The sequence below is a fragment of the Planococcus wigleyi genome (genome assembly GCF_014836985.1).
In the GTDB taxonomy this organism is placed as follows: domain Bacteria; phylum Bacillota; class Bacilli; order Bacillales_A; family Planococcaceae; genus Planococcus; species Planococcus notacanthi.
This window is the reverse complement of record NZ_JACSPU010000001.1, coordinates 1,002,416-1,021,539: the sequence shown is the minus strand read 5'-3', so window position 1 is coordinate 1,021,539 and position 19,124 is coordinate 1,002,416. Positions and strand designations below refer to the sequence as shown.

At 45.5% G+C, this 19,124-nt stretch carries 27 protein-coding genes; 13 read left to right on the top strand and 14 right to left on the bottom strand.

Translation table 11 applies throughout. From position 1 onward, the window contains the following. Positions 1-248: 248 nt before the first annotated feature. From H9630_RS04865 to H9630_RS04850, 4 genes are all read right to left on the bottom strand, one after another. The gene (locus H9630_RS04865; protein WP_191714332.1) at positions 249-563 is read right to left on the bottom strand and encodes a hypothetical protein; all 315 of its coding nucleotides are present in this window, start codon (positions 561-563) and stop codon (positions 249-251) included. 149 nt (positions 564-712) lie between these two features. Continuing rightward, positions 713-1,843 (bottom strand): conserved virulence factor C family protein, encoded by a 1,131-nt coding sequence (locus H9630_RS04860; protein ID WP_191714331.1) that lies wholly within the window; start codon positions 1,841-1,843, stop codon positions 713-715. Positions 1,844-1,869: 26 nt separating this feature from the next. Continuing rightward, positions 1,870-3,756 (bottom strand): ABC-F family ATP-binding cassette domain-containing protein, encoded by a 1,887-nt coding sequence (locus H9630_RS04855; protein ID WP_191714330.1) that lies wholly within the window; start codon positions 3,754-3,756, stop codon positions 1,870-1,872. Next, positions 3,753-4,388 (bottom strand): HD domain-containing protein, encoded by a 636-nt coding sequence (locus tag H9630_RS04850; RefSeq protein WP_191714329.1) that lies wholly within the window; start codon positions 4,386-4,388, stop codon positions 3,753-3,755. The genes H9630_RS04855 and H9630_RS04850 overlap by 4 nt, the downstream gene beginning before the upstream one ends. A 165-nt stretch (positions 4,389-4,553) precedes the next feature. Between H9630_RS04850 and H9630_RS04845 the strand changes: the two genes are divergently transcribed. Then, entirely contained in the window at positions 4,554-4,763 is a 210-nt protein-coding gene (locus tag H9630_RS04845; RefSeq protein ID WP_191714328.1) for a cold-shock protein, read from the top strand. A 74-nt stretch (positions 4,764-4,837) separates the two neighbouring features. Here H9630_RS04845 and H9630_RS04840 read toward each other — a convergent pair whose 3' ends face one another. Next, the gene (locus H9630_RS04840; protein WP_006829962.1) at positions 4,838-5,035 is read right to left on the bottom strand and encodes a zinc-finger domain-containing protein; all 198 of its coding nucleotides are present in this window, start codon (positions 5,033-5,035) and stop codon (positions 4,838-4,840) included. A gap of 148 nt (positions 5,036-5,183) precedes the next feature. Between H9630_RS04840 and H9630_RS04835 the strand changes: the two genes are divergently transcribed. From H9630_RS04835 to H9630_RS04820, 4 genes are all read left to right on the top strand, one after another. Next, positions 5,184-5,867: a queuosine precursor transporter gene (locus H9630_RS04835; protein ID WP_191714327.1), complete on the top strand. Its 684-nt coding sequence runs from the start codon at positions 5,184-5,186 to the stop codon at positions 5,865-5,867. A gap of 8 nt (positions 5,868-5,875) precedes the next feature. After that, a complete protein-coding gene (locus H9630_RS04830) occupies positions 5,876-6,265 on the top strand; it encodes a ribonuclease HI family protein (protein WP_191714326.1) in 390 nt (129 codons plus the stop codon). A 117-nt stretch (positions 6,266-6,382) separates the two neighbouring features. Then, the gene (locus H9630_RS04825; RefSeq protein WP_191714325.1) at positions 6,383-6,592 is read left to right on the top strand and encodes a hypothetical protein; all 210 of its coding nucleotides are present in this window, start codon (positions 6,383-6,385) and stop codon (positions 6,590-6,592) included. A gap of 17 nt (positions 6,593-6,609) precedes the next feature. Beyond that, positions 6,610-6,927, top strand: a complete 318-nt coding sequence (locus H9630_RS04820; protein WP_225218339.1) for a hypothetical protein — start codon at positions 6,610-6,612, stop codon at positions 6,925-6,927. 91 nt (positions 6,928-7,018) lie between these two features. On the opposite strand, the gene H9630_RS18865 is transcribed toward H9630_RS04820, so the two are convergent. Continuing rightward, entirely contained in the window at positions 7,019-7,141 is a 123-nt protein-coding gene (locus H9630_RS18865; protein WP_263615926.1) for a hypothetical protein, read from the bottom strand. Between the two features lie 75 nt (positions 7,142-7,216). Here H9630_RS18865 and H9630_RS04815 point away from each other — a divergent pair, with 75 nt between their 5' ends. After that, entirely contained in the window at positions 7,217-8,227 is a 1,011-nt protein-coding gene (locus tag H9630_RS04815; RefSeq protein ID WP_191714324.1) for a PQQ-dependent sugar dehydrogenase, read from the top strand. Between the two features lie 161 nt (positions 8,228-8,388). Here the strand turns inward: H9630_RS04815 and H9630_RS04810 are convergent, their stop codons facing one another. From H9630_RS04810 to H9630_RS04800, 3 genes are read right to left on the bottom strand one after another with little or no spacing between them, the layout of a single operon-like run. Beyond that, positions 8,389-8,886, bottom strand: a complete 498-nt coding sequence (locus tag H9630_RS04810; protein WP_191714323.1) for a GNAT family N-acetyltransferase — start codon at positions 8,884-8,886, stop codon at positions 8,389-8,391. A 15-nt stretch (positions 8,887-8,901) separates the two neighbouring features. Next, positions 8,902-9,912 carry a S66 family peptidase gene (locus H9630_RS04805; RefSeq protein WP_191714322.1) on the bottom strand — a complete coding sequence of 337 codons (1,011 nt, stop codon included), beginning with the start codon at positions 9,910-9,912 and terminating at the stop codon, positions 8,902-8,904. 21 nt (positions 9,913-9,933) lie between these two features. After that, a complete protein-coding gene (locus tag H9630_RS04800) occupies positions 9,934-10,140 on the bottom strand; it encodes a hypothetical protein (RefSeq protein ID WP_191714321.1) in 207 nt (68 codons plus the stop codon). A 195-nt stretch (positions 10,141-10,335) separates the two neighbouring features. Here H9630_RS04800 and H9630_RS04795 point away from each other — a divergent pair, with 195 nt between their 5' ends. Next, positions 10,336-10,980 carry an SDR family oxidoreductase gene (locus H9630_RS04795; RefSeq protein WP_191714320.1) on the top strand — a complete coding sequence of 215 codons (645 nt, stop codon included), beginning with the start codon at positions 10,336-10,338 and terminating at the stop codon, positions 10,978-10,980. Between the two features lie 208 nt (positions 10,981-11,188). Here H9630_RS04795 and H9630_RS04790 read toward each other — a convergent pair whose 3' ends face one another. The 3 genes from H9630_RS04790 to H9630_RS04780 form a co-directional block, all read right to left on the bottom strand. Further along, entirely contained in the window at positions 11,189-11,692 is a 504-nt protein-coding gene (locus H9630_RS04790; protein WP_191714319.1) for a hypothetical protein, read from the bottom strand. 312 nt (positions 11,693-12,004) lie between these two features. Continuing rightward, entirely contained in the window at positions 12,005-12,253 is a 249-nt protein-coding gene (locus H9630_RS04785) for a hypothetical protein (RefSeq protein WP_191714318.1), read from the bottom strand. 49 nt (positions 12,254-12,302) lie between these two features. Then, positions 12,303-12,818: a cupin domain-containing protein gene (locus H9630_RS04780; RefSeq protein WP_191714513.1), complete on the bottom strand. Its 516-nt coding sequence runs from the start codon at positions 12,816-12,818 to the stop codon at positions 12,303-12,305. 277 nt (positions 12,819-13,095) lie between these two features. Between H9630_RS04780 and H9630_RS04775 the strand changes: the two genes are divergently transcribed. Beyond that, entirely contained in the window at positions 13,096-13,896 is an 801-nt protein-coding gene (locus H9630_RS04775; RefSeq protein WP_191714317.1) for a TIGR00266 family protein, read from the top strand. Positions 13,897-13,995: 99 nt separating this feature from the next. Here H9630_RS04775 and H9630_RS04770 read toward each other — a convergent pair whose 3' ends face one another. Beyond that, positions 13,996-15,897, bottom strand: a complete 1,902-nt coding sequence (locus tag H9630_RS04770; protein WP_191714316.1) for a heavy metal translocating P-type ATPase — start codon at positions 15,895-15,897, stop codon at positions 13,996-13,998. A 381-nt stretch (positions 15,898-16,278) separates the two neighbouring features. Here H9630_RS04770 and H9630_RS04765 point away from each other — a divergent pair, with 381 nt between their 5' ends. The 4 genes from H9630_RS04765 to H9630_RS04750 all read left to right on the top strand — a co-directional run bounded on the left by H9630_RS04765 (position 16,279) and on the right by H9630_RS04750 (position 17,810). Further along, positions 16,279-16,488: a heavy-metal-associated domain-containing protein gene (locus H9630_RS04765; protein ID WP_191714315.1), complete on the top strand. Its 210-nt coding sequence runs from the start codon at positions 16,279-16,281 to the stop codon at positions 16,486-16,488. Between the two features lie 234 nt (positions 16,489-16,722). Beyond that, positions 16,723-17,205: a flavodoxin gene (locus H9630_RS04760; RefSeq protein WP_191714314.1), complete on the top strand. Its 483-nt coding sequence runs from the start codon at positions 16,723-16,725 to the stop codon at positions 17,203-17,205. Between the two features lie 54 nt (positions 17,206-17,259). Beyond that, positions 17,260-17,448 (top strand): hypothetical protein, encoded by a 189-nt coding sequence (locus H9630_RS04755; protein WP_191714313.1) that lies wholly within the window; start codon positions 17,260-17,262, stop codon positions 17,446-17,448. Then, on the top strand, positions 17,445-17,810 hold the full coding sequence (locus H9630_RS04750) for a hypothetical protein (protein ID WP_191714312.1): 366 nt from the start codon (positions 17,445-17,447) through the stop codon (positions 17,808-17,810). The genes H9630_RS04755 and H9630_RS04750 overlap by 4 nt, the downstream gene beginning before the upstream one ends. Positions 17,811-17,896: 86 nt before the next feature. On the opposite strand, the gene H9630_RS04745 is transcribed toward H9630_RS04750, so the two are convergent. Continuing rightward, entirely contained in the window at positions 17,897-18,373 is a 477-nt protein-coding gene (locus H9630_RS04745) for an immunoglobulin-like domain-containing protein (protein ID WP_191714311.1), read from the bottom strand. A 166-nt stretch (positions 18,374-18,539) separates the two neighbouring features. Between H9630_RS04745 and H9630_RS04740 the strand changes: the two genes are divergently transcribed. Further along, positions 18,540-19,118 carry a TetR/AcrR family transcriptional regulator gene (locus H9630_RS04740; protein ID WP_191714310.1) on the top strand — a complete coding sequence of 193 codons (579 nt, stop codon included), beginning with the start codon at positions 18,540-18,542 and terminating at the stop codon, positions 19,116-19,118. The last annotated feature ends 6 nt before the right edge of the window (positions 19,119-19,124 follow it).

The following is a 19,124-nucleotide window of genomic DNA, read 5'->3' as shown; positions in this document are numbered from 1 at the left end:
AAAATTTATCCTATATAAGTCGAACTAGAGAGATAGCATATAAAATCTCTGGCACTATGAACAAAGCTCCCGTCCATTCAGGAGCCGCGCCTGCCTGGAGAGAAATCTCTAAAGATATGGAGCAAAACAGCGAAGACGCCTTGGGGATCAAGCGAAGTGCTGAAATCCACTCGGGCATTTAGCCCGAGTTAGTTCAGCGCGAGCCCCCGGCAAGCGCAGCTGTTTTGCGGAATATCGACTATATTGCATTATTTCTTCAACTTATCTAGCTTGTCATATTCCTTATTGATGAAATCAAGCATCTGGCTGAAGATATCGTACTCAAACCATTCATAGGATGTATCCTGATCGTATTTTCCATCTTCTTTGATTTCCACGTTGTTGGAAGACAACTGGACAATTTGCGTATCTTCCACATCCTCTTCCTGTCCTTTCACTTTCTGGCCATCGAATTGCTTGACCACTTTCCGATAAAATTCATCGCGTTTATGGCGGTCTTCAAACTCCCACGATTCATACTTTCCGCTATATAAAATCTCCATTGAATAGACGCTGTTTTCCATTTTCAATTCCTCCTAGTAAATGATGACTCCCTTTTTTCTGTCGGTTAACAGCACTTTACCTCTTAATGGACTCTTGGAAACATTAATTTTATCCAGCAAGCTGAAAATCAAAAAAAGGCCGGCGACTTTTCAGTCACCGGCCATTCACTTTATTCTTCTTTCATTGCCTGTCTGGCTTCAGTCATTTGTTTCCAAACTGAACCTTTGGCATCTTCGCCTTGTTCGATTCGTGCAATGGCCATCTTGATCTGAAGCTTCACTTCAAACTCAGGGTCGTCCTCTGCCTGTTTCAGGGCCGGCAACGCGGCTTCTGTGCCTGTTTCGTAAAGGAACATGGCAGCTCTCCAGCGAACCAGTTTGTTTTTATCTCTTAACGTCTCCATCATGATTGGTTCAAATTCTTCAAAACCTAAATCACTGATGGTGTCGCCAGCCGTTCTGCGAACAGCCCAGCTCTTGTCTTTCATGGCGCGTTCAACGTAAGGCACTACAGCTTTATCATCGATATCACCTAGGAAGATGGCAGCCTGGCGGCGAATGGACATTTTTTCATCATCCAATGCCAAAGACAGCAACTGCAGGTCGTCGATATCCGCTTCAATCATCTGATCAAGCAGCTGGAAACGGGTCTCCCAGTCAGGGGCATTGAATTCGTCAACTGTAATTCTCCGTCCACGCGGTGCCGATTCGGCCTGTTCCGTGTCTTCTTTTGCAGTCAACGCATCTAAACGCTCCTGTGGATAAGCGGCTTCTAGTTCTTCCACCATGCTCTTCCCGATTTCACCTTTATCGCCGTAACGGACACCGTAATCAGCCCATTTGCGCTGAAGCAGGTAATTTTCCTCTGTCGGGTCCATGACCAGCTTCATCGCAGTGATAAAGCGTTCAGGCATGCCAAAGCGTTCTTCAGAGCTGTTATCAAAGACTTTTACTTGAAGGGGAATTCCTTTGAACTCCTGAACATGCACATAAACCTCGCCGTAATGCTCATCCAACTCGATTTCTTCGCTCGAATGTTCACGATCTTCACCGAAGACATTGCGGACTTGTGCCAAAATCGATTCCCAGTCAAACTTTGAAATGCGTTCGACTGCCAAAAAGTCAGCCACGTGATAAACACCTTTTACCCCGTCAATCTTCAGCAGCTCCTGAACTTCTTTTGGAGCGCCTTCCAAATTGTCTTTATGGTAATTATGGCTTTTGCCAAACGGCAATTCCTGATCGATGATCACTTTCATCGTATTCGGGCTTGGTGTCGGTTCAATGGTAATGATTTTCACAAAAAATCCCTCCTGCAATTAGTAGATCATGCTTCCGCAATTTCCTGAAGATAGGTCCAGCGTTCAATCAATGTATCGTATTCGGCTGTCAGTTCATTGACTTCCTGAGTCAGTTTCGCCAATTTGTCGTAATCTGCTCCTGCCGCCGCCATTTCTTCTTCGCGTTTTTCGATTTTTTCTTCCGCTTCTGCTATCTTGTCCAGGATGCCATCGTACTCCTGTTGTTCTTTGTAGCTCATCTTCTTTTTCGGCTTCGCCGGCTCTACAGGGTCAGCTCCAATCTTTTCAACAAGCTCCTGCTCAGCCAGAGCCACCGGATTGTTTTTTTCTTTAATGAATTCGGAATACAAACCTTGGTATTCTTCTATTTGGCCAGTGCCAGTCGTCCATAGTTTCCGCGCAATGCGGTCAAGGAAAAAGCGATCATGCGAAATGGTGATGACGACACCCGGGAAGTTTTCGAGGAAATCTTCCAGAACAGAAAGCGTCTGGATGTCCAGGTCGTTAGTCGGCTCATCGAGGAACAGGATATTTGGTTGTTCCATCAATAGCTTCAATAAGTACAAGCGTTTGCGCTCGCCCCCGGACAATTTGCCGATTTGCGTGCCATGGCCGTTCGACGGGAACAAGAAGCGTTCAAGCATTTGAGTTGCGGACAGGCGGACTCCTTTTTCCGCTTCAAAATCACTTGATGTCTCCTGAATGTATTCAATCATCCGCTGCGATTCGTCCATTTCAGGCAAATGCTGCGTAAAGTGAGCAATTTTAACGGTGCTGCCGTATTCCATCTGGCCAGTAGTCGGTTCCAATTCTCCAGCCAGCATTTTCATCAAAGTGGATTTGCCGGCGCCGTTTGGCCCGACGATTCCGATGCGGTCTCCACCCTGCAGAAGGAAATCAAAGCCGCTGAAAATCTGCTTGTCGCCATAAGCGACGCCCATATTCTTGCCTTCAATGATTTTCTTGCCGAGGCGTTGGCTTTGCATCGACAGTTCAAGAGACGTATTGTCGTTTTCTTTTTGGACGCTTTCTTTGATTTCATCAAAACGCTGAATACGCGCCTTTTGCTTGGTGGAACGCGCTTTCGCTCCGCGGCGAATCCATTTCAATTCTGAACGGAAACGGTTTTCGAGTTTTTGCTGGGACGATGCGTTCATTTCGTCGCGTATGGCTTTGTTTTCCAGGTAATCGCCGTAGTTCCCTTTATGTGTATACATAGTTTGGTCAGCAATCTCGAATATATGGGTCGAGACAGCATCCAGGAAGTAGCGGTCATGCGTAACGAAAAGCATCGCTGAATCCATGCGCAGCAATGTTTCCTGCAGCCATTCTGTTGAAACTGCGTCCAAATGGTTGGTCGGCTCGTCCAGCAGGATCAAGTCAGCCGGTTCGATCAACGCTTTAGCAAGCGCCACGCGTTTCCGCTGTCCGCCTGACAATTCGCTGACGACTTGGTCGTACATATCGATCCCCAGTTTCGACAAGGCTGTTTTTGCCAGAGCATTGATGTCCCATGCGTTGTCCTGTTCCATTTTTTCCTGGATCTCCATCAATTCATCCTGCAATTGTGTGGAACTTGGATCAATCATCATATTTTTCAAAGCATTCTCATAGGCACGGTTTAAAGCCAATAGCGGTGAGTCTCCTGAGAACACCGTTTCGAGTACTGTCAATGACTCGTCGAATTCAGGTTCCTGCATCAAATACGTAATCCGGTATTTTTTCGGATGGTCCATAACAACGCTATCAGCGTCCATCGTTCCTGCCAAAATGGACATCAAAGTCGATTTCCCTGTTCCGTTGACGCCGATCAAGCCGGCACGTTCTCCTGGATACAATGAAAATTCGACGTCTTTGAATAATGTTTTGGCTCCTACTGTTTTGGTTAATTTCGAAATATTTAAGTGGCTCATTTATTCCCATCCGTTTCTGTTTGAAGTTGCTTTAAAAAGGATAGCATAAATTCATGGCGTTCTTCAGCCATCTGCTTACCAGTTTCCGTAGTCATTTGATCTTTCAGCAGCAATAGCTTTTCATAGAAATGCGTGACGCTGCTGGTTGGTGCATTCCGGTATTCCTGTTCCGTCATTTCGGTGCGTGCTTTTTCGTGCCAATCGTACAACTTCCGTCCTTTTGCGCCGCCATACGCAAACGCACGCGCAATGCCGATTGCCCCAATGGCATCCAAACGGTCCGCATCCTGGACGATTTTCGCTTCAATGCTCGATGCCGGCTTGCCGTTGCCGCCTTTAAAGGACACTGAACCGATCACTTCCTGAATGTGATGGCGCTGATCGTCCCGAAGTTCCAGACGATCCAGGATATCACTTTCCAAATCTTCCTCAGGTTTTTTGTATTTCGGATCCGATACATCGTGCAGCAGCACTGCCAGTTCAACAATGAAGGCATCTGCTGACTCCTGTTCCAGAATCGTTTTGGCATTTTTCATGACGCGCTCAATATGCTGCCAGTCATGGCTCGCATCAAACAAATCATAGATTTTCTTTACTTCGTTCTGGCATCGCTCTATTTTTTCCAGTTCCATGCTTCCGCTCCAATCGCTTGTTTCTTCTATTATAACCTGAAAGCTCCTCAAAATGCCTGTATTCCCAACGATTATTGACGTTTCCATAGGCTTCATGTATAGTATAGCCATCCATAACATGGCGTCTATGGGTCCATGGCATACTCAATAATAGGGGGAACTCGCATGCACCAGGGTACAGTGAAATGGTTTAACTCAGAAAAAGGTTACGGTTTTATTGAGTATAATGATGGTGATGATGTATTTGTCCATTTTACAGGCATTCAGGGCGATGGGTTTCGGACATTGACGGAAGGCAAGCCCGTGTCATTTGAAATTATTGACGGCAACCGCGGACCACAGGCTGCAAATGTTATTCAAATCGAATCAGAATAAAAAATAAACAAAAGCAGGGACGGAATTTTCCGTCCCTGCTTTTTATTTTTGGGAAAGAATCGAATCCCCTATTTTTATTTATCGCCGGTACCGACTTTATTGAGTTCGTTTCCGAGAAACTGCAGCTGCGTTCCGACCGTGCAATTGCTGATGCAAAAACGGTGGGCAGCAGTCTTCCCTTCATCTTTGCGAAGTTGGGTTTTCACAAAGCAGCCTTCACAATATGTAGTCAGCATTTCGTCAATTTCATTGATAATCGAAACTTTTTTCACTTTGTCACCTCTTAGAAAATCGTCATTTCCTCATTCTACTACGCATTTGTCTTTTATTCCAACAATAGTTATACTGACTGAGGACATTTTTTACGGTACCAAGCGGTTCGCAAATTCCCGCTTTACCAAAACTAAGGAGGAAGTTTTTTTGTTTAATGAATTTTGGGGACTGGGCTTTGCCTTGTTCAACTTTGTACTTTTATTGATCATGTATAAATTTTTCGGAAAGACAGGATTGTTCGCCTGGGTGGCTATTTCCACGGTGCTGGCCAATATCCAAGTGACCAAAACCATTGAAATCATCGGTTTGACGGCTACATTGGGCAACAGCCTGTATGCCTCGACTTTCCTGGCAACCGATATCCTGAACGAAAAGTACGGCAAGAAAGAAGCCAAAAAAGCAGTGTGGCTCGGTTTTTCTTCCCTGCTTATCATGGTGCTCGTCATGCAATTCGGCATCAAGTTCATACCGGCTGAAAGTGATTTTGCACAAGGTTCACTGGAAACCGTATTCGGACTGATTCCGCAAATTGCCATCGGCAGCATGGTGGCCTATCTCACCAGCCAGCATTTGGATGTCATCATTTTCAGCGCGCTGCGCAGAATGTTCCCGAAAGACAGCCAATTTTGGATCCGCAACAATGGATCGACTTTGACCAGTCAGTTGCTGGATACCTTAATTTTCACTTCCATTGCTTTCTGGGGCGTGTTCCCGTTCGATGTCTGGCTTCAAATTTTCATTTCGACGTACGTCCTTAAATTTGTCGTCTCTATTATGTCAACGCCGTTCGGCTACCTTGCGAAAGCAATCAAACCCATTGATGAAAAGTAGGTGATTCTATGCTGGAAGTTTTTGTGGATGCGGCGACTGCAGGTTCTCCGCAAGTCAGCGCAGTTGGTGTTTTCATTAGAGGTGAAGGCCATTTGATCCACTGGAGCGAATATGTGGGTGAAATGGACAATCATACGGCAGAATTCACTGCACTGGTAAAAGGATTGGAACTGGCGAAGGGCCTGACTTCGGGCATGGTCTCCATCAAGTCCGATTCACAGGTGACGGTGGATGCTTTTGAAAGAGGCTCGATCAAAAATCCGAAGTTCAAGCCATTGTTGGCACAAGCATTGGAAATCGGCGACTACTTCGATTTCTGCTTTATCAAATGGATTCCGGACTCACAGAACCGGGCAGCGGACGCCCTTGCCCGTACGGAACTTCGCGCTCATAAATAATCTGTCCATCTTGTGGCGGCCGTTCTCATTTTTGAGGGCGGCTGCTTTGGTTTCTATGCATACTCAGCCGGCAAAGTCTGATAAGATTAACCTATCATCTTTTATTGGAGGAACTTTATGAGAACTAAACTTGGCACTGCACTCGATATTTTCATTTTGGTCATCGGTCCGTGGATCGTCTATACACGAATCATTGAAATGATGCAAAACGGAGTCTCTGTCTATCCGATGATTTCGGTCCTGATCGTCACGGTTGCCGTGATATTCTCCATCTACAACCTGTACTTGCTTGTAGCACGCAAACAGCAGGACAACACGAAAAAATAAGTGGAAAAGAGGCTTGAATGGTGAAATCGGTTTTGTTTTATTTTATTCCGCTGCTGGTTTTCGCGGTGATCAACAACGTGGTTGAGGTCTTGTCATGGCCGTATTATTTGGTGCTGCTGGTGGCATTTCTTGTGTTCCAACTGGCGCGCATCCGCTATCCGAAAGATGCCATTCCACCCATTGCCAAAATCACACAAGCGGCTTTTTACATACTGACTGTGGCAACGATTTTCCGTGACCAGTATTTGGATCCGTTAATCATCAACATCCTATTGGGTATTGCACTCGGATTGGTGATCATCGAATTGCTGCAGACGAAAAAAAAGCCAGCCTAAGCTGGCACTGACCTTGAACAGCCTTGAGCTGTTTAAGGTTTTTTTGTTTAAAAAATCTTTAGAAATACGCTGGATTTGTTATGGCGGAAGACTATTTCGTGAAATACCAGACCAGCACCAAAACGATGGCGACGATGACCCAGGTGATGATGCGGATCAGGTTTTGTTTCTTTCGGATTTCTTCTTGTTCTTTGACGTCTTTCAACAATGGCATGGATTCACCTTCTTCGCTTAATTATTTCCTATCAGCTGGCTCTTCATTTATCATGGAAAAAAGGAGGTTTTCTTTGTGAAAAAAATATGGACTCCCTCAATTATCCTATTGCTGCTGGCAGGCTGCAACAATGCCGCACCCAATCCGGAAGAAGCGACGGCTCCTTTCGATGAAATAGCGACAGGACTTGAGGCACCTTGGGCAATCAATAAAACCGGTGATGAATTTTATATTTCAGAACGTGCAGGCACTGTTGCCTATATAGATGAAGAAGGCGCACTTACACGGCAGAAAGTCAGCTTTTCGGACTCTCTTTCCAGCGCAGCCGAAGCCGGATTTCTGGGCTTTGTGTTAAAACAGGATTTTGATGAAAGCCAGGAAGCGTATGGTTATTATGTCTACGAACGCGATGGCAATGACTACAATAAAATCGTCACCATGCAGTTGGACAATGGACAGTGGCGGGAAAACGAAGTGCTTTTAGAAGGAATTCCGACAGGCAATGTCCATCATGGCGGCAGACTCGAGCTGGATGAAAATGGCACTCTTTTCGCAACGGTCGGCGATGCTTCCACACCTGACCTTGCCCAGGACCTTGCTTCCGTCAACGGCAAACTATTGAAATTGAACAACTTGGATGAATTCGAGATTTATTCGCACGGCCATCGCAATCCGCAGGGAATCACTTGGGACGGAGATACCATGTATGCTTCTGAACATGGCCAATCAGCGAATGATGAAATCAATATCATCGAAGAAGGCCATAATTACGGTTGGCCGGCCATTGAAGGTGACGCGTCTGAAGAAGGCATGGTGTCGCCGTTCTTCACAACGGGTTCCGATGAGACATGGGCTCCGAGCGGCATCGACATCCACAACGGTTCTCTTTACGTAGCAGCCCTCCGCGGAACCGCGATTAACGTGCTGGATCCGGAAAGTGCCGAAGTGACGGATTCGATTGAAGGCTTCGGGCGTGTGCGGGATGTCTTTTCGGATGGCGACTCGCTTTACTTCATTTCCAATAATACCGATGGGCGCGGCACTCCGGCAGACGGCGATGACAAGCTTTACAAATTGAATGAATAGCAAGAAGGGTATCGGCGTTGTGCCGATACCCTTCTTTCATCTCTCCAGCACTTATTGGCGGTGCTGATTGGTGTCCAGCAGCTCTATTTCGAATGAATGCTTTAAATACAGCCGGATTTATCACAAAAATGGACAGGCTTGACAGCAAGCTCCAAAATCAATCAGATAAACTTTACCATCATGTCTTCATCGATGTACTTCTCGCCGATTTTCATGGCACGGATTTCTGTTCCGTATTTTTCAAAGCCAAGCTTCTCGTACAATTCGATCGCCTGCAGATTTTCACTAGCAACCATCAGGTCCAGCCGCTCCAGCCCTTGCCAACCAGCCGCATAATCAAGGAGTTGCTGCATCAATCGCCGCGCTATGCCTTTGCCTCTTGCTGAAGGCGTTACATAGACCGCCACGACCGATGCCCGGTGGTCCATCTTAGGCGCGGTGTTGCGCAGTAAAGTGACGTTACCGCATAAATCCCCATCTGCAAATGCACCAAAAGTGACGGCATGTTCCAAGGCCAAGCTCTCTGCCGTCTGTTCTACCGGTCTTTTCACTGCATCTTCCAGCCTAGTAGCGAAAACATCCGGGCTGTTTGTTAATGCTTCAATCCGTAAATCGTAATAAAGTTGTGCGTCATTGGCATTGAGCTTTCTTATCTCCATGTACAGACATCCTTTTCACCTGAATTCCTGCTCCACTGTTCCTTTGCCGTCGGCGACTCGGATTTCTGCATAAGCGCCGTTAACAAAAGTGATTTGCGGGGGCATATGGCCTAAATCGATATCATAGGCAATCGGCAGATTGAGGTCTTCTGCAAGATCCTGGTACATTTTTTCGGCGGTATAGCCTTCGACCGGCTCATTCGCTGCACTTCTTCCAAATAAAATGCCCGCACAATTGTCGAACCAGCCGGCATATTTCATTTGTGTCAGCGAACGTTTCAAGTCCGCAACGGACATTTCACAATTCTCCAGGAACCAGACAACCTGTTCTCCCGGAATATGCTGTTCCCGAAAAGCTGGTACTCCCCCGTATGGCGTGCCGATGATGTGCCGGACGACATCGATACACCCGCCCAACAGGCGGCCTGCAAAGTTTTCCTCGTTGCCGGAAACCGTTTTCCATTCGGTCGGTTCCGTCAGGTGATAGACGACTGGCGATGGATTCGAATGATTCCATTCCTTCTGATAAAGCGCCGAAGAATGCTGAGAAACGGATTTCCCCGCCTCGGTTTGAAGAACTGTCAGCCACTGCCGCGTCGTTTCGTCACTTTTTTCGCCCCGCAGATCCACGATGTTCGTTCCGTGCGCTGTGGCTATTCCCGTTTTTAAAGTAATGGCCAGCAGCAAGACACTGAGATCCGAGTACCCGAGCACCCATTTCGGCTGGATTTGGGAGAAGTCTACATACTCCAGCATTTCAATCAGCAATTCACCGCCCCATGGCGGGAAAATGAAATCGATTCCCGGATCATTCATCATGTCCATGAATTCAGCCGCCCGCTTTTTGGCAGGAGCCGATTTGGCAAACTCTTGTGTCCAGGCCGTCTTCCCGGTTTTTATATCGAAGCCATTTTGTTGTTGGCGGGCAATGGCCTGCTCCAGCAGATGATGCTGTTCTTTCCCCACCCCTGATGATGGTGCTGTAATGCCGATTGTTTTGAAAGTAGTAGCAGGATAACGAATCATCCAATAGTCCCCCTTTTCAAGTTAAACGAAATAAAACAAGGAAAAAATCATTGCCATTAAAACAGCAGCACCTACGCAAAACCATACCGCATGTCCCATTATTTCGAGAAAACGGCTCGGTTCTTTGTCCAATCTCTCCCCTTTAAACTGGGAGAAATCCGGTGGTGTTTCTCTTTTGCGAGCAGTCTCCTTCATCTTTATCGTCTTTGATTCTGTGGTCGGGTTCATTGTCTTCCTCCTAAAATCAGTAGCAGTAAAATCATTGAGATATCTCCCATTATACTAAACTTAACTTGAGAAGAAAGTCCCCTTTTCTTCATATTGGCATTTTTCAGATTTAATAAAAGCCCCATTTGCTTGAAATAGATCTGTTAGGGTATATATGATGGAAAAGAGAAGAAAATTGCAGAGGGGTTGATCAGGATGAAAGTGTTGGTAGTCGGGGCAAACGGACAAATCGGTAGGCATTTTGTAAAAATGCTGGCGGACAGTGAAGAACACACGCCCAAAGCAATGATCCGCAAAGAAGAGCAAATCAGTTTTTTCAATAGTCTCGGTGTTGAATCCGTATTAACGAGCTTAGAAGGCAGTGTTGAGGAGATTGCAGACGCTATGAAAGATTGCGACGCTGTCGTATTCACTGCCGGCAGCGGCGGCGGAACCGGCGCGGACAAAACTTTGCTGATCGATTTGGACGGCGCTGCAAAAACAATTGAAGCTGCTGAACAAACAGGCACAGAGCGATTTCTGATGATCAGCGCCATCAATGCTGATAAACGGGAAATGTGGAAAGAAGATATGGCCCATTATTATGTAGCCAAACACCACGCGGATAACATTCTGCGCGCCAGCGGGTTGGTCTATACCATCATCCGTCCCGGCCTTTTGACAAACGATCCGGGAACCGGCAAAATTCTAGCGACTGAGAACTTGGATTCCGGTGAAATTCCCCGGGAAGATGTCGCCAGTGTCCTTTTGCATGCTTTGGCGAATGAACATACTTACAATAAAACATTTGAAATCATTTCTGGAGAGCAGGACATCGAGGATGCATTAAACCGGTTATGAGTTACCCTTTCTCTAATGAAGAACCATTTGAATAACACATTCATAATCATTTGGTTTTGGTTTACAAAAACGCAGTGTCACCCTGAAAGAGATGAACAATCAAAATTTTGATTGTGCATCTCTATTTATAAATTAGCTTTTTCTGTATTTCTCTTTCTTATTTAGAAATCAAAATTCTGGTTTCCAATTAAAGCAGCAACTCAATAAATTATTTCTTTTTTCTTTTTTTTATCAAAAGAAGTGTTAATACAATCACAACTATTACTGCCAAAAGAGCAACAAAAATCCCATATTCCGACCCATTTTCGTCAACCTCGACATTCTGTAAAGTGATTGTTTCTTTATCAGCAAAAAATTCCTCTGCTATATAGGTATGATCTGTTGTCGGAGAACAAAGTGGATGTATCCAGTTCTCTCCTTCTTTATTAAGATAATACAAGTAACCTTTATTCAGTTTACTTGACCCCCAAGTGATATCTTCTTTTACTGTAATAAAGTTTTCGTCTACACCTTTAAAGCTTGTATCAACAGCTATTGTTAAAATTTTTTCATTGTGGTTCTCTTTGATGTTTACTACTATTCCTATTATCACTGCATCGTATTCATCGAAAGCAATATCTGGCGGAGAAGGCTCCACACACGATAAAGTAAAACCGGGTTTAGGCATTAAGATTAGAGAGATAATAAATAGAATAAAGATTAATTTCTTCAAAGAACCCCTCCTTTTTCAGTACCTAGACAGTCAACTATAAACAACAGATTTAATGGGAGAAAGACTTAGTCTCGACTTCAATTGCATAACTGACTATCTCTATATCATTTAGTCGGCTATTAATCCCAAAAGTTACACATCAAATTTATTTCAGGACCTTATTACTTCAGCCAGTTTACAGTACACCGTGAATCCCTAATAGATAGCATCAAAAAAACACCGCTAAAAGCGGTGCTCAATAATATACATTCAAAAGACATTTCGTATTTAGCGACTCCAAACTAAACCAATTAATTACACACGTATTTTTTGCTATTGCGAGACTGTTTTTAAATTCTTAATCCCCATTACCAGCTGGAACACAAACGCGATCGAACAGAGAATGATCGCGGCATAGCCAAGCCCGCCGATCGGTGTCATTTGGAAAGTCTGGATGACCAGAAGTGCCATCATGACCGCGATGCCGAAGTTCACAATATACGGCCGGTCATAGAATTTCTTGGAGGCGATGCCCACAAAAATCGCCACTGCAATAATTAAAATCAATAAACTACTCCCCATTGTTCTCCCTCACCCTTTTGCTTTGTCTTCCACAAGTCTAGCATTTATCCTACCGACCTGATAGAGTGTCTGGCAATTTTTTATATGCCAATTTCCGGATGATGGGTTCCTGATCCGGAAACTGTTCAAGCAGCTCCGCCTGCAGCAACAATTCAAAGTCCGCAAAGTCAAATCCAGGCGAAACCATGCAGCCTACCAGTGAAAAAGCCTCATCCGCCTCCACAGTCGAACCGAAAATACTGCCCTTCTCGACTAAAACCTGCGGCCGTTCCCCCGCTGCTATATCCAAGCCTAATTTTTCTGCCCTGTAATTCCCTTGAACATCGAGAATATGCACCGTAGTGGTCTGCCCCGCGTGGAAATACCACAGTTCATCAGACTTCAGCCGGTGGAAATGGGAAACATCCTGCGACCTTAGCAGAAAGTAAATGCTGGTATACAAATTCCGTTCGGCGGGATGCGTATCCAGGCTGATTTTTTCAGGCGAGACGAAAGACTGTTTGAAATATCCGCCCTCCGGGTGCGCAGCCATATCCAAATGGGTGATCCAATCCTCTGCATTCATCATATCCAGCTCCATTCCTTATTATTTTTTCCTGCCCCAAATTAATGAAACTTTCCAGCTCTTTAGACGTATTCATTATATAACATATCCATATAAGTTGAACGATAGAAACCAGCTTTCAAATTACCACTGTATACATAAAAGATATGGAGCAAACCAGCGGAGACTCCCGCGGGATTTCGGCGCAAGCCCGTAGGAAAGCGGAGCTGGTTTGAGGAATATCAGCAGGCGATGATTCTTAGTTCAACTTATATAATAAACCGAGGAGGAATAAAAAATGAATAATCATGAAATCGATTTTAAGCTTCATGGGGACGATATGCAGTTCGTAGAAGTGGAACTGGATCCATCCGAAACCGTCATTGCAGAAGCGGGTGCCTTGATGATGATGGAAGATGGCATCGCCATGGAAACCATTTTTGGGGACGGCTCCAAAAGTTCCGGCGGCAGCGGCTTGATGGGCAAACTGATGGGTGCAGGAAAACGCATCATCACCGGTGAGAGCCTGTTTATGACGGCCTTCACCAATAACGGGACCGGAAAACGCCATGTGTCTTTTGCGGCCCCTTATCCCGGCAAAATCATTCCGATGGACTTGAGCGTACTGAACGGCAAAATCATCTGCCAAAAAGATTCCTTCCTGGCAGCGGCAAAAGGCGTGTCCATCGGCGTTGAATTTCAGCGCAAACTCGGTGCCGGCTTTTTTGGCGGAGAAGGATTCATCATGCAGAAACTTGAAGGCGACGGCTTAGCGTTCGTCCATGCAGGCGGCACCATTTACCGAAAAAATCTCCAAAAAGGCGAAGTGCTGCGCGTCGATACCGGCTGCCTGGTCGCGATGACGGGCGACGTCGACTATAATATCGAAACCGTTCCCGGCATCAAAACTGCTTTGTTCGGCGGCGAAGGGTTGTTCTTCGCTACGCTTCGTGGACCGGGCAGTGTCTGGATCCAGTCAATGCCATTCAGCCGTCTGGCGAGCCGCGTATTCGCAGCCGCTCCCCAAAACCCTGCCGGCCGCTCGCAAGGTGAAGGCAGTGCTGCAGGCGGGTTGTTCGATTTGTTGGGCGGAAGATAATCATACTAATTCAAAGCCGACTGTCCAATTGGAAACAGTCGGCTTTTTCCTGTCTAAAATTCAATTTGCCATAGGCTTTCCTACCGGTGAATCTGTGTTTTAAATCCCGGCATTGGCCGGTTTCAAATATTTCCCAGTTTTTATTTTTTTGTAGTTAAAGCCCATCAGTCTCATGGCGTTCAAGATGACGATGAGAACGCTCGCTTCATGGATGAACATGCCGGAAGCCAAGTGGATGGATCCCGTCAGCACACCGGCCAACAGGACCGCCACAATGCCGACTGCAAAGAAAGTATTTTGTTTCATGTTGCGGATCGTTGCTTTTGACAATGAATAGGCATGCGAGAACTGCATCAGTTTGTCAGCCATCAACACGACATCCGCGGTTTCCATTGAAATATCGGTGCCGCCTTCTCCCATCGCCAGTCCGATATCCGCTGTAGCGATCGCCGGGGCATCGTTGACCCCATCTCCTGCCATTGCGACTACATAACCTTGTTTTTTTAATTGGTTTACGAAAGCCACTTTGTCTTCCGGAAGCAACTCGGCATGGAATTCATCCAGCCCTAAAGCTGTGGCGACCAGCTCGGCCGTATGCTGATTATCACCCGTCAGCATGACGATTTTCTTGACGCCGTTTTTTCTCATTTGAGCGAGCGCTGGCGCTGCGTCTTCGCGGATTTGGTCGGCGATCGAAAAGATGCCGGCCACTTTCCCGTCTACTGCTGCAAAGATGGCAGTATTTCCGGATTTTTCACGCCCTACCGCATAACTTTCTGTTTCCGCCGGGATGGAGATGTTTTTCGCTTTCATCAGTTTCCGGTTCCCAATCGCCAAAACCCGCTCTCCTACTTTAGCCACCAACCCGTTGCCTTTGGTGACTTCTACGTTTTCCGGTTCTTGGCCAAAGTCCATATTCCGTGCTTTCGCTTCTTTGACAATTGTTTGGCCAAGATGGTGTTCAGACACCATTTCCGCCTGCGCCACCCATTGAAGCAATTCCTGTTCATTATAAGAATGAAAGACTTTGATCTCTGTCACTTCCGGTTTCCCTTTCGTCAATGTACCGGTTTTATCGAAGACCAGTGCATCAACTTTTGAAAACCGATCCATCACTTCCCCGCCTTTGACCAAAACACCGTTCTTCGCTCCGTTGCCGATGCCCGCTACACTGGAGACCGGTGCGCCGATGATCAATGCACCGGGACAGGCAATGACGAGAAACGTAATGGCGAGATGAAGATCTCTGGTCAGTATATAAACAACTATCGATAACAGCACTACTGCAGGTGTATAGATATTCGCAAATTTGTTCAGGAATTTTTCGGTTTTCGATTTTGATTCCTGCGCTTCTTCCACCAATTCGATGATTTTCGCGAATGTGGTGTCATCTCCCACTTTTTCGGCGATAATTTCGATGTAGCCAGTATCGATGACTGTACTGCTGAACACTTTGTCCCCTATTTTTTTGGATGCCGGGACTGATTCTCCTGTAATGGCCGCTTCATTCAATAACGCATGTCCAGTGAGGATTTTGCCGTCCACCGGCACTTTGCCGCCGGTCCGGATGATGACATGATCTCCTTTGGCCACTTCTTCTACCGGCACAGTTACATTGACGCCATTCCGGATGATATTCGCTTCCTGTGGTGCCATATCCACTAAACCTTTTAAAGAAGACCGCGTTTTTTCCAATGTACGGGCTTCCAGATAATCTCCGAACAGGAACAGGAATGTCACAACTGCGGATTCCACGTATTCCCCGATAAACAACGCCCCGATAACAGCGATTGTCACCAGCAGCTCGATGCTGAAGGCTTTCATCCTTAATGCCTGAAACGCTTTGATGGCAATTGGAATTCCCGCAATGACCGTCGCGAGGATCAATGTGAGCTGGCGCAACTCATGAAAACCTCCACTATTCAAAGCCAAGGCGAGCATCAGCAAGAAACCGGCTCCGAATGTCATCGTTTTTTTGTGCTTGTGAATAAATGCAAACATCGCTCTTCAACTCCTCTTTCATTAGTTTCGAAATTACAAACATATTCCTCGTGCGTGATGCTTTTCTTTATACTTCTATAATAAACCGGATTATTTTTTTAGTACTTGACCCCCGTCAAGCAATTGCAGTTTACGATTGAAAATTAATGCCTTTTTTGTTTTCTCATACATTTGGTGAGTGGATCTTCTATAGAAATGGGGTTTGGTAAATGAAATCACATTCAATAGAGAATAGACTGCAACGATTCGAACAAGGGCTTTTCCACCTATTATTCTCAACGGCTCTTTAACCCGTTTTTCATTTCACATCTTGATGCAGGTCAAGGAATGAACTGACTGGAGACATTATACTGAAATTAGAAAAACAAAGGAGTGATTGAAATGACCACAGTTAAATTCCAATTAGAACCGCTGACTTGCCCTTCCTGCATCAAAAAAATCGAAGGAAAAGTAGGGAAAATAAATGGCGTTGAGGAAGTGAAGGTGTTGTTCAATTCCAGTAAAGTAAAAGCCGTTTATGACGAAGACAAAGTAGCACCGGAAGACTTGAAGGCAGTCATTGAGAAACTAGGCTACCCAGTTGTCGCTTAACAGCTGGCATTCCGTTAAAGAGACGCATCCACCTATAGAGTTTTCTTCATCCTTCACTAAGAAACAGCAGAACAAAAGCCAAGAAACAGCAATCATTTTTCTTGGCTTTTTTATTTGGTTGATTTTTGAAAAAAACGCCAGACAAATCAATCGACTTGATGTGCATCAAGTTTTTTTATCGGGTTTTCCGGTAAGCTGAATGTAGAAAGAAAGTTAAGAACAGGAGTGTTCGCTATGATTCAAGTTCTTATCCTTTATGCTAGTTCTACCGGGAATACAGAAGAAATAGCCGATTTAATAGAAAAGTACCTGGACCCGACAGTCTGTGAAACGACCATGGAAAATATCGAAATGGGAGACATGGATCCCCAGCGCCTTCTTCAGTATGACGGCATTCTTTTCGGCACCTATACGTATGATGACGGGGACCTTCCCTTTGAAACGGATATCTTTTGCGATACTCTGCGGACTGTCGACCTTACCGGGAAAGTCGTTGGGGTTTTCGGTTCAGGAGATACGGCTTATGACGAATTCTGTGCAGCGGTTGACTTGATGAAAGCGGAATTTAAACAGCAGAACGCCCGGGTCATCCAGCATTCCGTCAAAGTGGACCTGTCACCCGATGAAGAAGATCTGCAATCCATCAAAAAACTGGCTGAGGAGTTTCAGGATCTGACAACAAATTCCGCCGCAACCAGAAAAGCCGGGATTTTTTGATTTATGGAACTACTTAAGGAAAGTCAATTTAGATAATATGAGGAGGAAGTAAAAATGAAAACTCAACACCCCGTAAATTGTGATTGCATCCAGGAAATAGATCGTATGATTGACGAAGGATTAAGCGGAGGCACAGTCGATCCAAAGTATACGGAAGCTCATCTGAAGCTGAAAGAAAAATACCAGCCCACCCCTTCAGTCCAGCCAGTTGAAATATCCGAACAAGGAGGAGACATAAAATGAATGCAGTTCAGTGGATTTCACCTTTCTCTACAGACTTCACCTTCAGCTCTCTAATGCAGGAACATCAAGCAATTTTGATTATCGGGCTTCTGATCCTCTTTGTCTCGGTGGTGTTAAGGGCGGGAAGATTCGTTATTGCTCAGGCTGTCCTGCTGGCCCTCTTCTTTGTCATCACAGAAACCTTATCCAATCCGCTTTACCTGGTACTGGTCATTCTGCAGGTACTGTTCGGAATCTGGATGATTTGGAAAGTCAAAGCTGCCGTCGACACTAGTTTTTATCGGCATTCTGAAAAAACACATCTACGGCCGCATGACATCACCAAAGGCGGCAATGCAGGAACAGGCCATCTTCTGTATTGATGACACGGTGTTCGGTCGCAGCACATCATAGAAAACGTCTATTCTATGCCTTTGCAGGCGCTGAATAGACGTTTTATTGCGAGGAACTATTCGACACGAAATGGTGACGCCAAGGAAATCTCGAAATAAGGTACATCTTGCGATAAGAACGTTTTAACGATCCGGTACTCACCAGGAGCCAGTTCAATCCCCAATCCTTCTATCGAAAATTCCATCTCCGTTTTAGTTCCCGCCTGCAGTACATGGCCAAAATCATTGAAGTCGGGATTGTTGATGAATACAGCGTCTGAATGGGTCAGGAGATGCCAGCCGTCCTGCTGTTTCAACTCGATATATACATAGTCACCATACCCAAAATCCTGTCCACTGTCGTTTTCGAGTTCCATTCCAATAACAATGGACGATTTTTGGTATCGCGCCTTTTCAAGATGCATGGATAATCCCGCCTCACTCGAATGCAGCAGTTGATCAGGAGACGGATCGGCCAATGTCTTCATCAACGGTTCTCTGCCACAGGCTGTCATCATTGCCAGAAGAAACACCAAGCACAGTATCTTTTTCATAAACTCACCTCTCCCTTCAGCATAGCTCTAGGGCAGTTTCTTCGCCTTGACCCCCATCAAGCTTCTCAAGGAAGATGGAATGGACATAAAAATGCCAAGAAAGAAGGTTTGACAAAAGAAAGAGCACATGAGATTATATCCTAACGACCGTTAGGAAGGTGAAAAAATGAAAGCTGACCATATTCTTCAAACTGCCGTCGGCCATTTTGCAAAAGAAGGCTTTGAAGGCGCTTCGCTCAGCAAAATTGCCGAGGAAGTTGGCATCAAGAAGCCATCGATTTATGCTCATTACAAAGGAAAAGACGATTTATTCCTTTCTGCACTTCAGTATTCGTTAAATACACAAAAAAGCCACTTGGCAGCCTATTTTAATTCCGTAAGAGATGAACCGTTGGAATCCATCCTTTATGGTTATTTCAATTGGTTCGCCAAAGAAAGCCAGGACAACGAACGAATGAACTTCATCTTGCGAGTTGCTTATTTCCCGCCACTCAGACTGGAAAAAGAAGTTGGCGAATTTTTCAACCCTTTTTTTGACAGCATGCATCGCCACTTAACCCGTCTATTGCGTGAGCGGGACCGACAAGAAAAAGTTTTACATTCAGAGGATTTTTCAAATGCGGCATTAGCCTATTTGACGGTAACAGAAGGAACGATGACTGAATTGGTCTATAGCGGCATGGACCGCTATGAAAGCCGCCTACAGGCTGTTTGGCCGATCTTTTGGCGCGGCTTGCGCAAGTAAATCACC

Coding starts and splice junctions, on each gene's coding strand:
- H9630_RS04865 (WP_191714332.1), bottom strand. CDS start 563: ATGGAAAACAGCGTCTATTCAATGGAGATTTTATATAGCGGAAAGTAT.
- H9630_RS04855 (WP_191714330.1), bottom strand. CDS start 3,756: ATGAGCCACTTAAATATTTCGAAATTAACCAAAACAGTAGGAGCCAAA.
- H9630_RS04850 (WP_191714329.1), bottom strand. CDS start 4,388: ATGGAACTGGAAAAAATAGAGCGATGCCAGAACGAAGTAAAGAAAATC.
- H9630_RS04845 (WP_191714328.1), top strand. CDS start 4,554: ATGCACCAGGGTACAGTGAAATGGTTTAACTCAGAAAAAGGTTACGGT.
- H9630_RS04830 (WP_191714326.1), top strand. CDS start 5,876: ATGCTGGAAGTTTTTGTGGATGCGGCGACTGCAGGTTCTCCGCAAGTC.
- H9630_RS04825 (WP_191714325.1), top strand. CDS start 6,383: ATGAGAACTAAACTTGGCACTGCACTCGATATTTTCATTTTGGTCATC.
- H9630_RS04820 (WP_225218339.1), top strand. CDS start 6,610: ATGGTGAAATCGGTTTTGTTTTATTTTATTCCGCTGCTGGTTTTCGCG.
- H9630_RS18865 (WP_263615926.1), bottom strand. CDS start 7,141: ATGCCATTGTTGAAAGACGTCAAAGAACAAGAAGAAATCCGAAAGAAA.
- H9630_RS04810 (WP_191714323.1), bottom strand. CDS start 8,886: ATGGAGATAAGAAAGCTCAATGCCAATGACGCACAACTTTATTACGAT.
- H9630_RS04805 (WP_191714322.1), bottom strand. CDS start 9,912: ATGATTCGTTATCCTGCTACTACTTTCAAAACAATCGGCATTACAGCA.
- H9630_RS04800 (WP_191714321.1), bottom strand. CDS start 10,140: ATGAACCCGACCACAGAATCAAAGACGATAAAGATGAAGGAGACTGCT.
- H9630_RS04795 (WP_191714320.1), top strand. CDS start 10,336: ATGAAAGTGTTGGTAGTCGGGGCAAACGGACAAATCGGTAGGCATTTT.
- H9630_RS04785 (WP_191714318.1), bottom strand. CDS start 12,253: ATGGGGAGTAGTTTATTGATTTTAATTATTGCAGTGGCGATTTTTGTG.
- H9630_RS04780 (WP_191714513.1), bottom strand. CDS start 12,818: ATGAATGCAGAGGATTGGATCACCCATTTGGATATGGCTGCGCACCCG.
- H9630_RS04775 (WP_191714317.1), top strand. CDS start 13,096: ATGAATAATCATGAAATCGATTTTAAGCTTCATGGGGACGATATGCAG.
- H9630_RS04770 (WP_191714316.1), bottom strand. CDS start 15,897: ATGTTTGCATTTATTCACAAGCACAAAAAAACGATGACATTCGGAGCC.
- H9630_RS04765 (WP_191714315.1), top strand. CDS start 16,279: ATGACCACAGTTAAATTCCAATTAGAACCGCTGACTTGCCCTTCCTGC.
- H9630_RS04760 (WP_191714314.1), top strand. CDS start 16,723: ATGATTCAAGTTCTTATCCTTTATGCTAGTTCTACCGGGAATACAGAA.
- H9630_RS04755 (WP_191714313.1), top strand. CDS start 17,260: ATGAAAACTCAACACCCCGTAAATTGTGATTGCATCCAGGAAATAGAT.
- H9630_RS04750 (WP_191714312.1), top strand. CDS start 17,445: ATGAATGCAGTTCAGTGGATTTCACCTTTCTCTACAGACTTCACCTTC.
- H9630_RS04745 (WP_191714311.1), bottom strand. CDS start 18,373: ATGAAAAAGATACTGTGCTTGGTGTTTCTTCTGGCAATGATGACAGCC.
- H9630_RS04740 (WP_191714310.1), top strand. CDS start 18,540: ATGAAAGCTGACCATATTCTTCAAACTGCCGTCGGCCATTTTGCAAAA.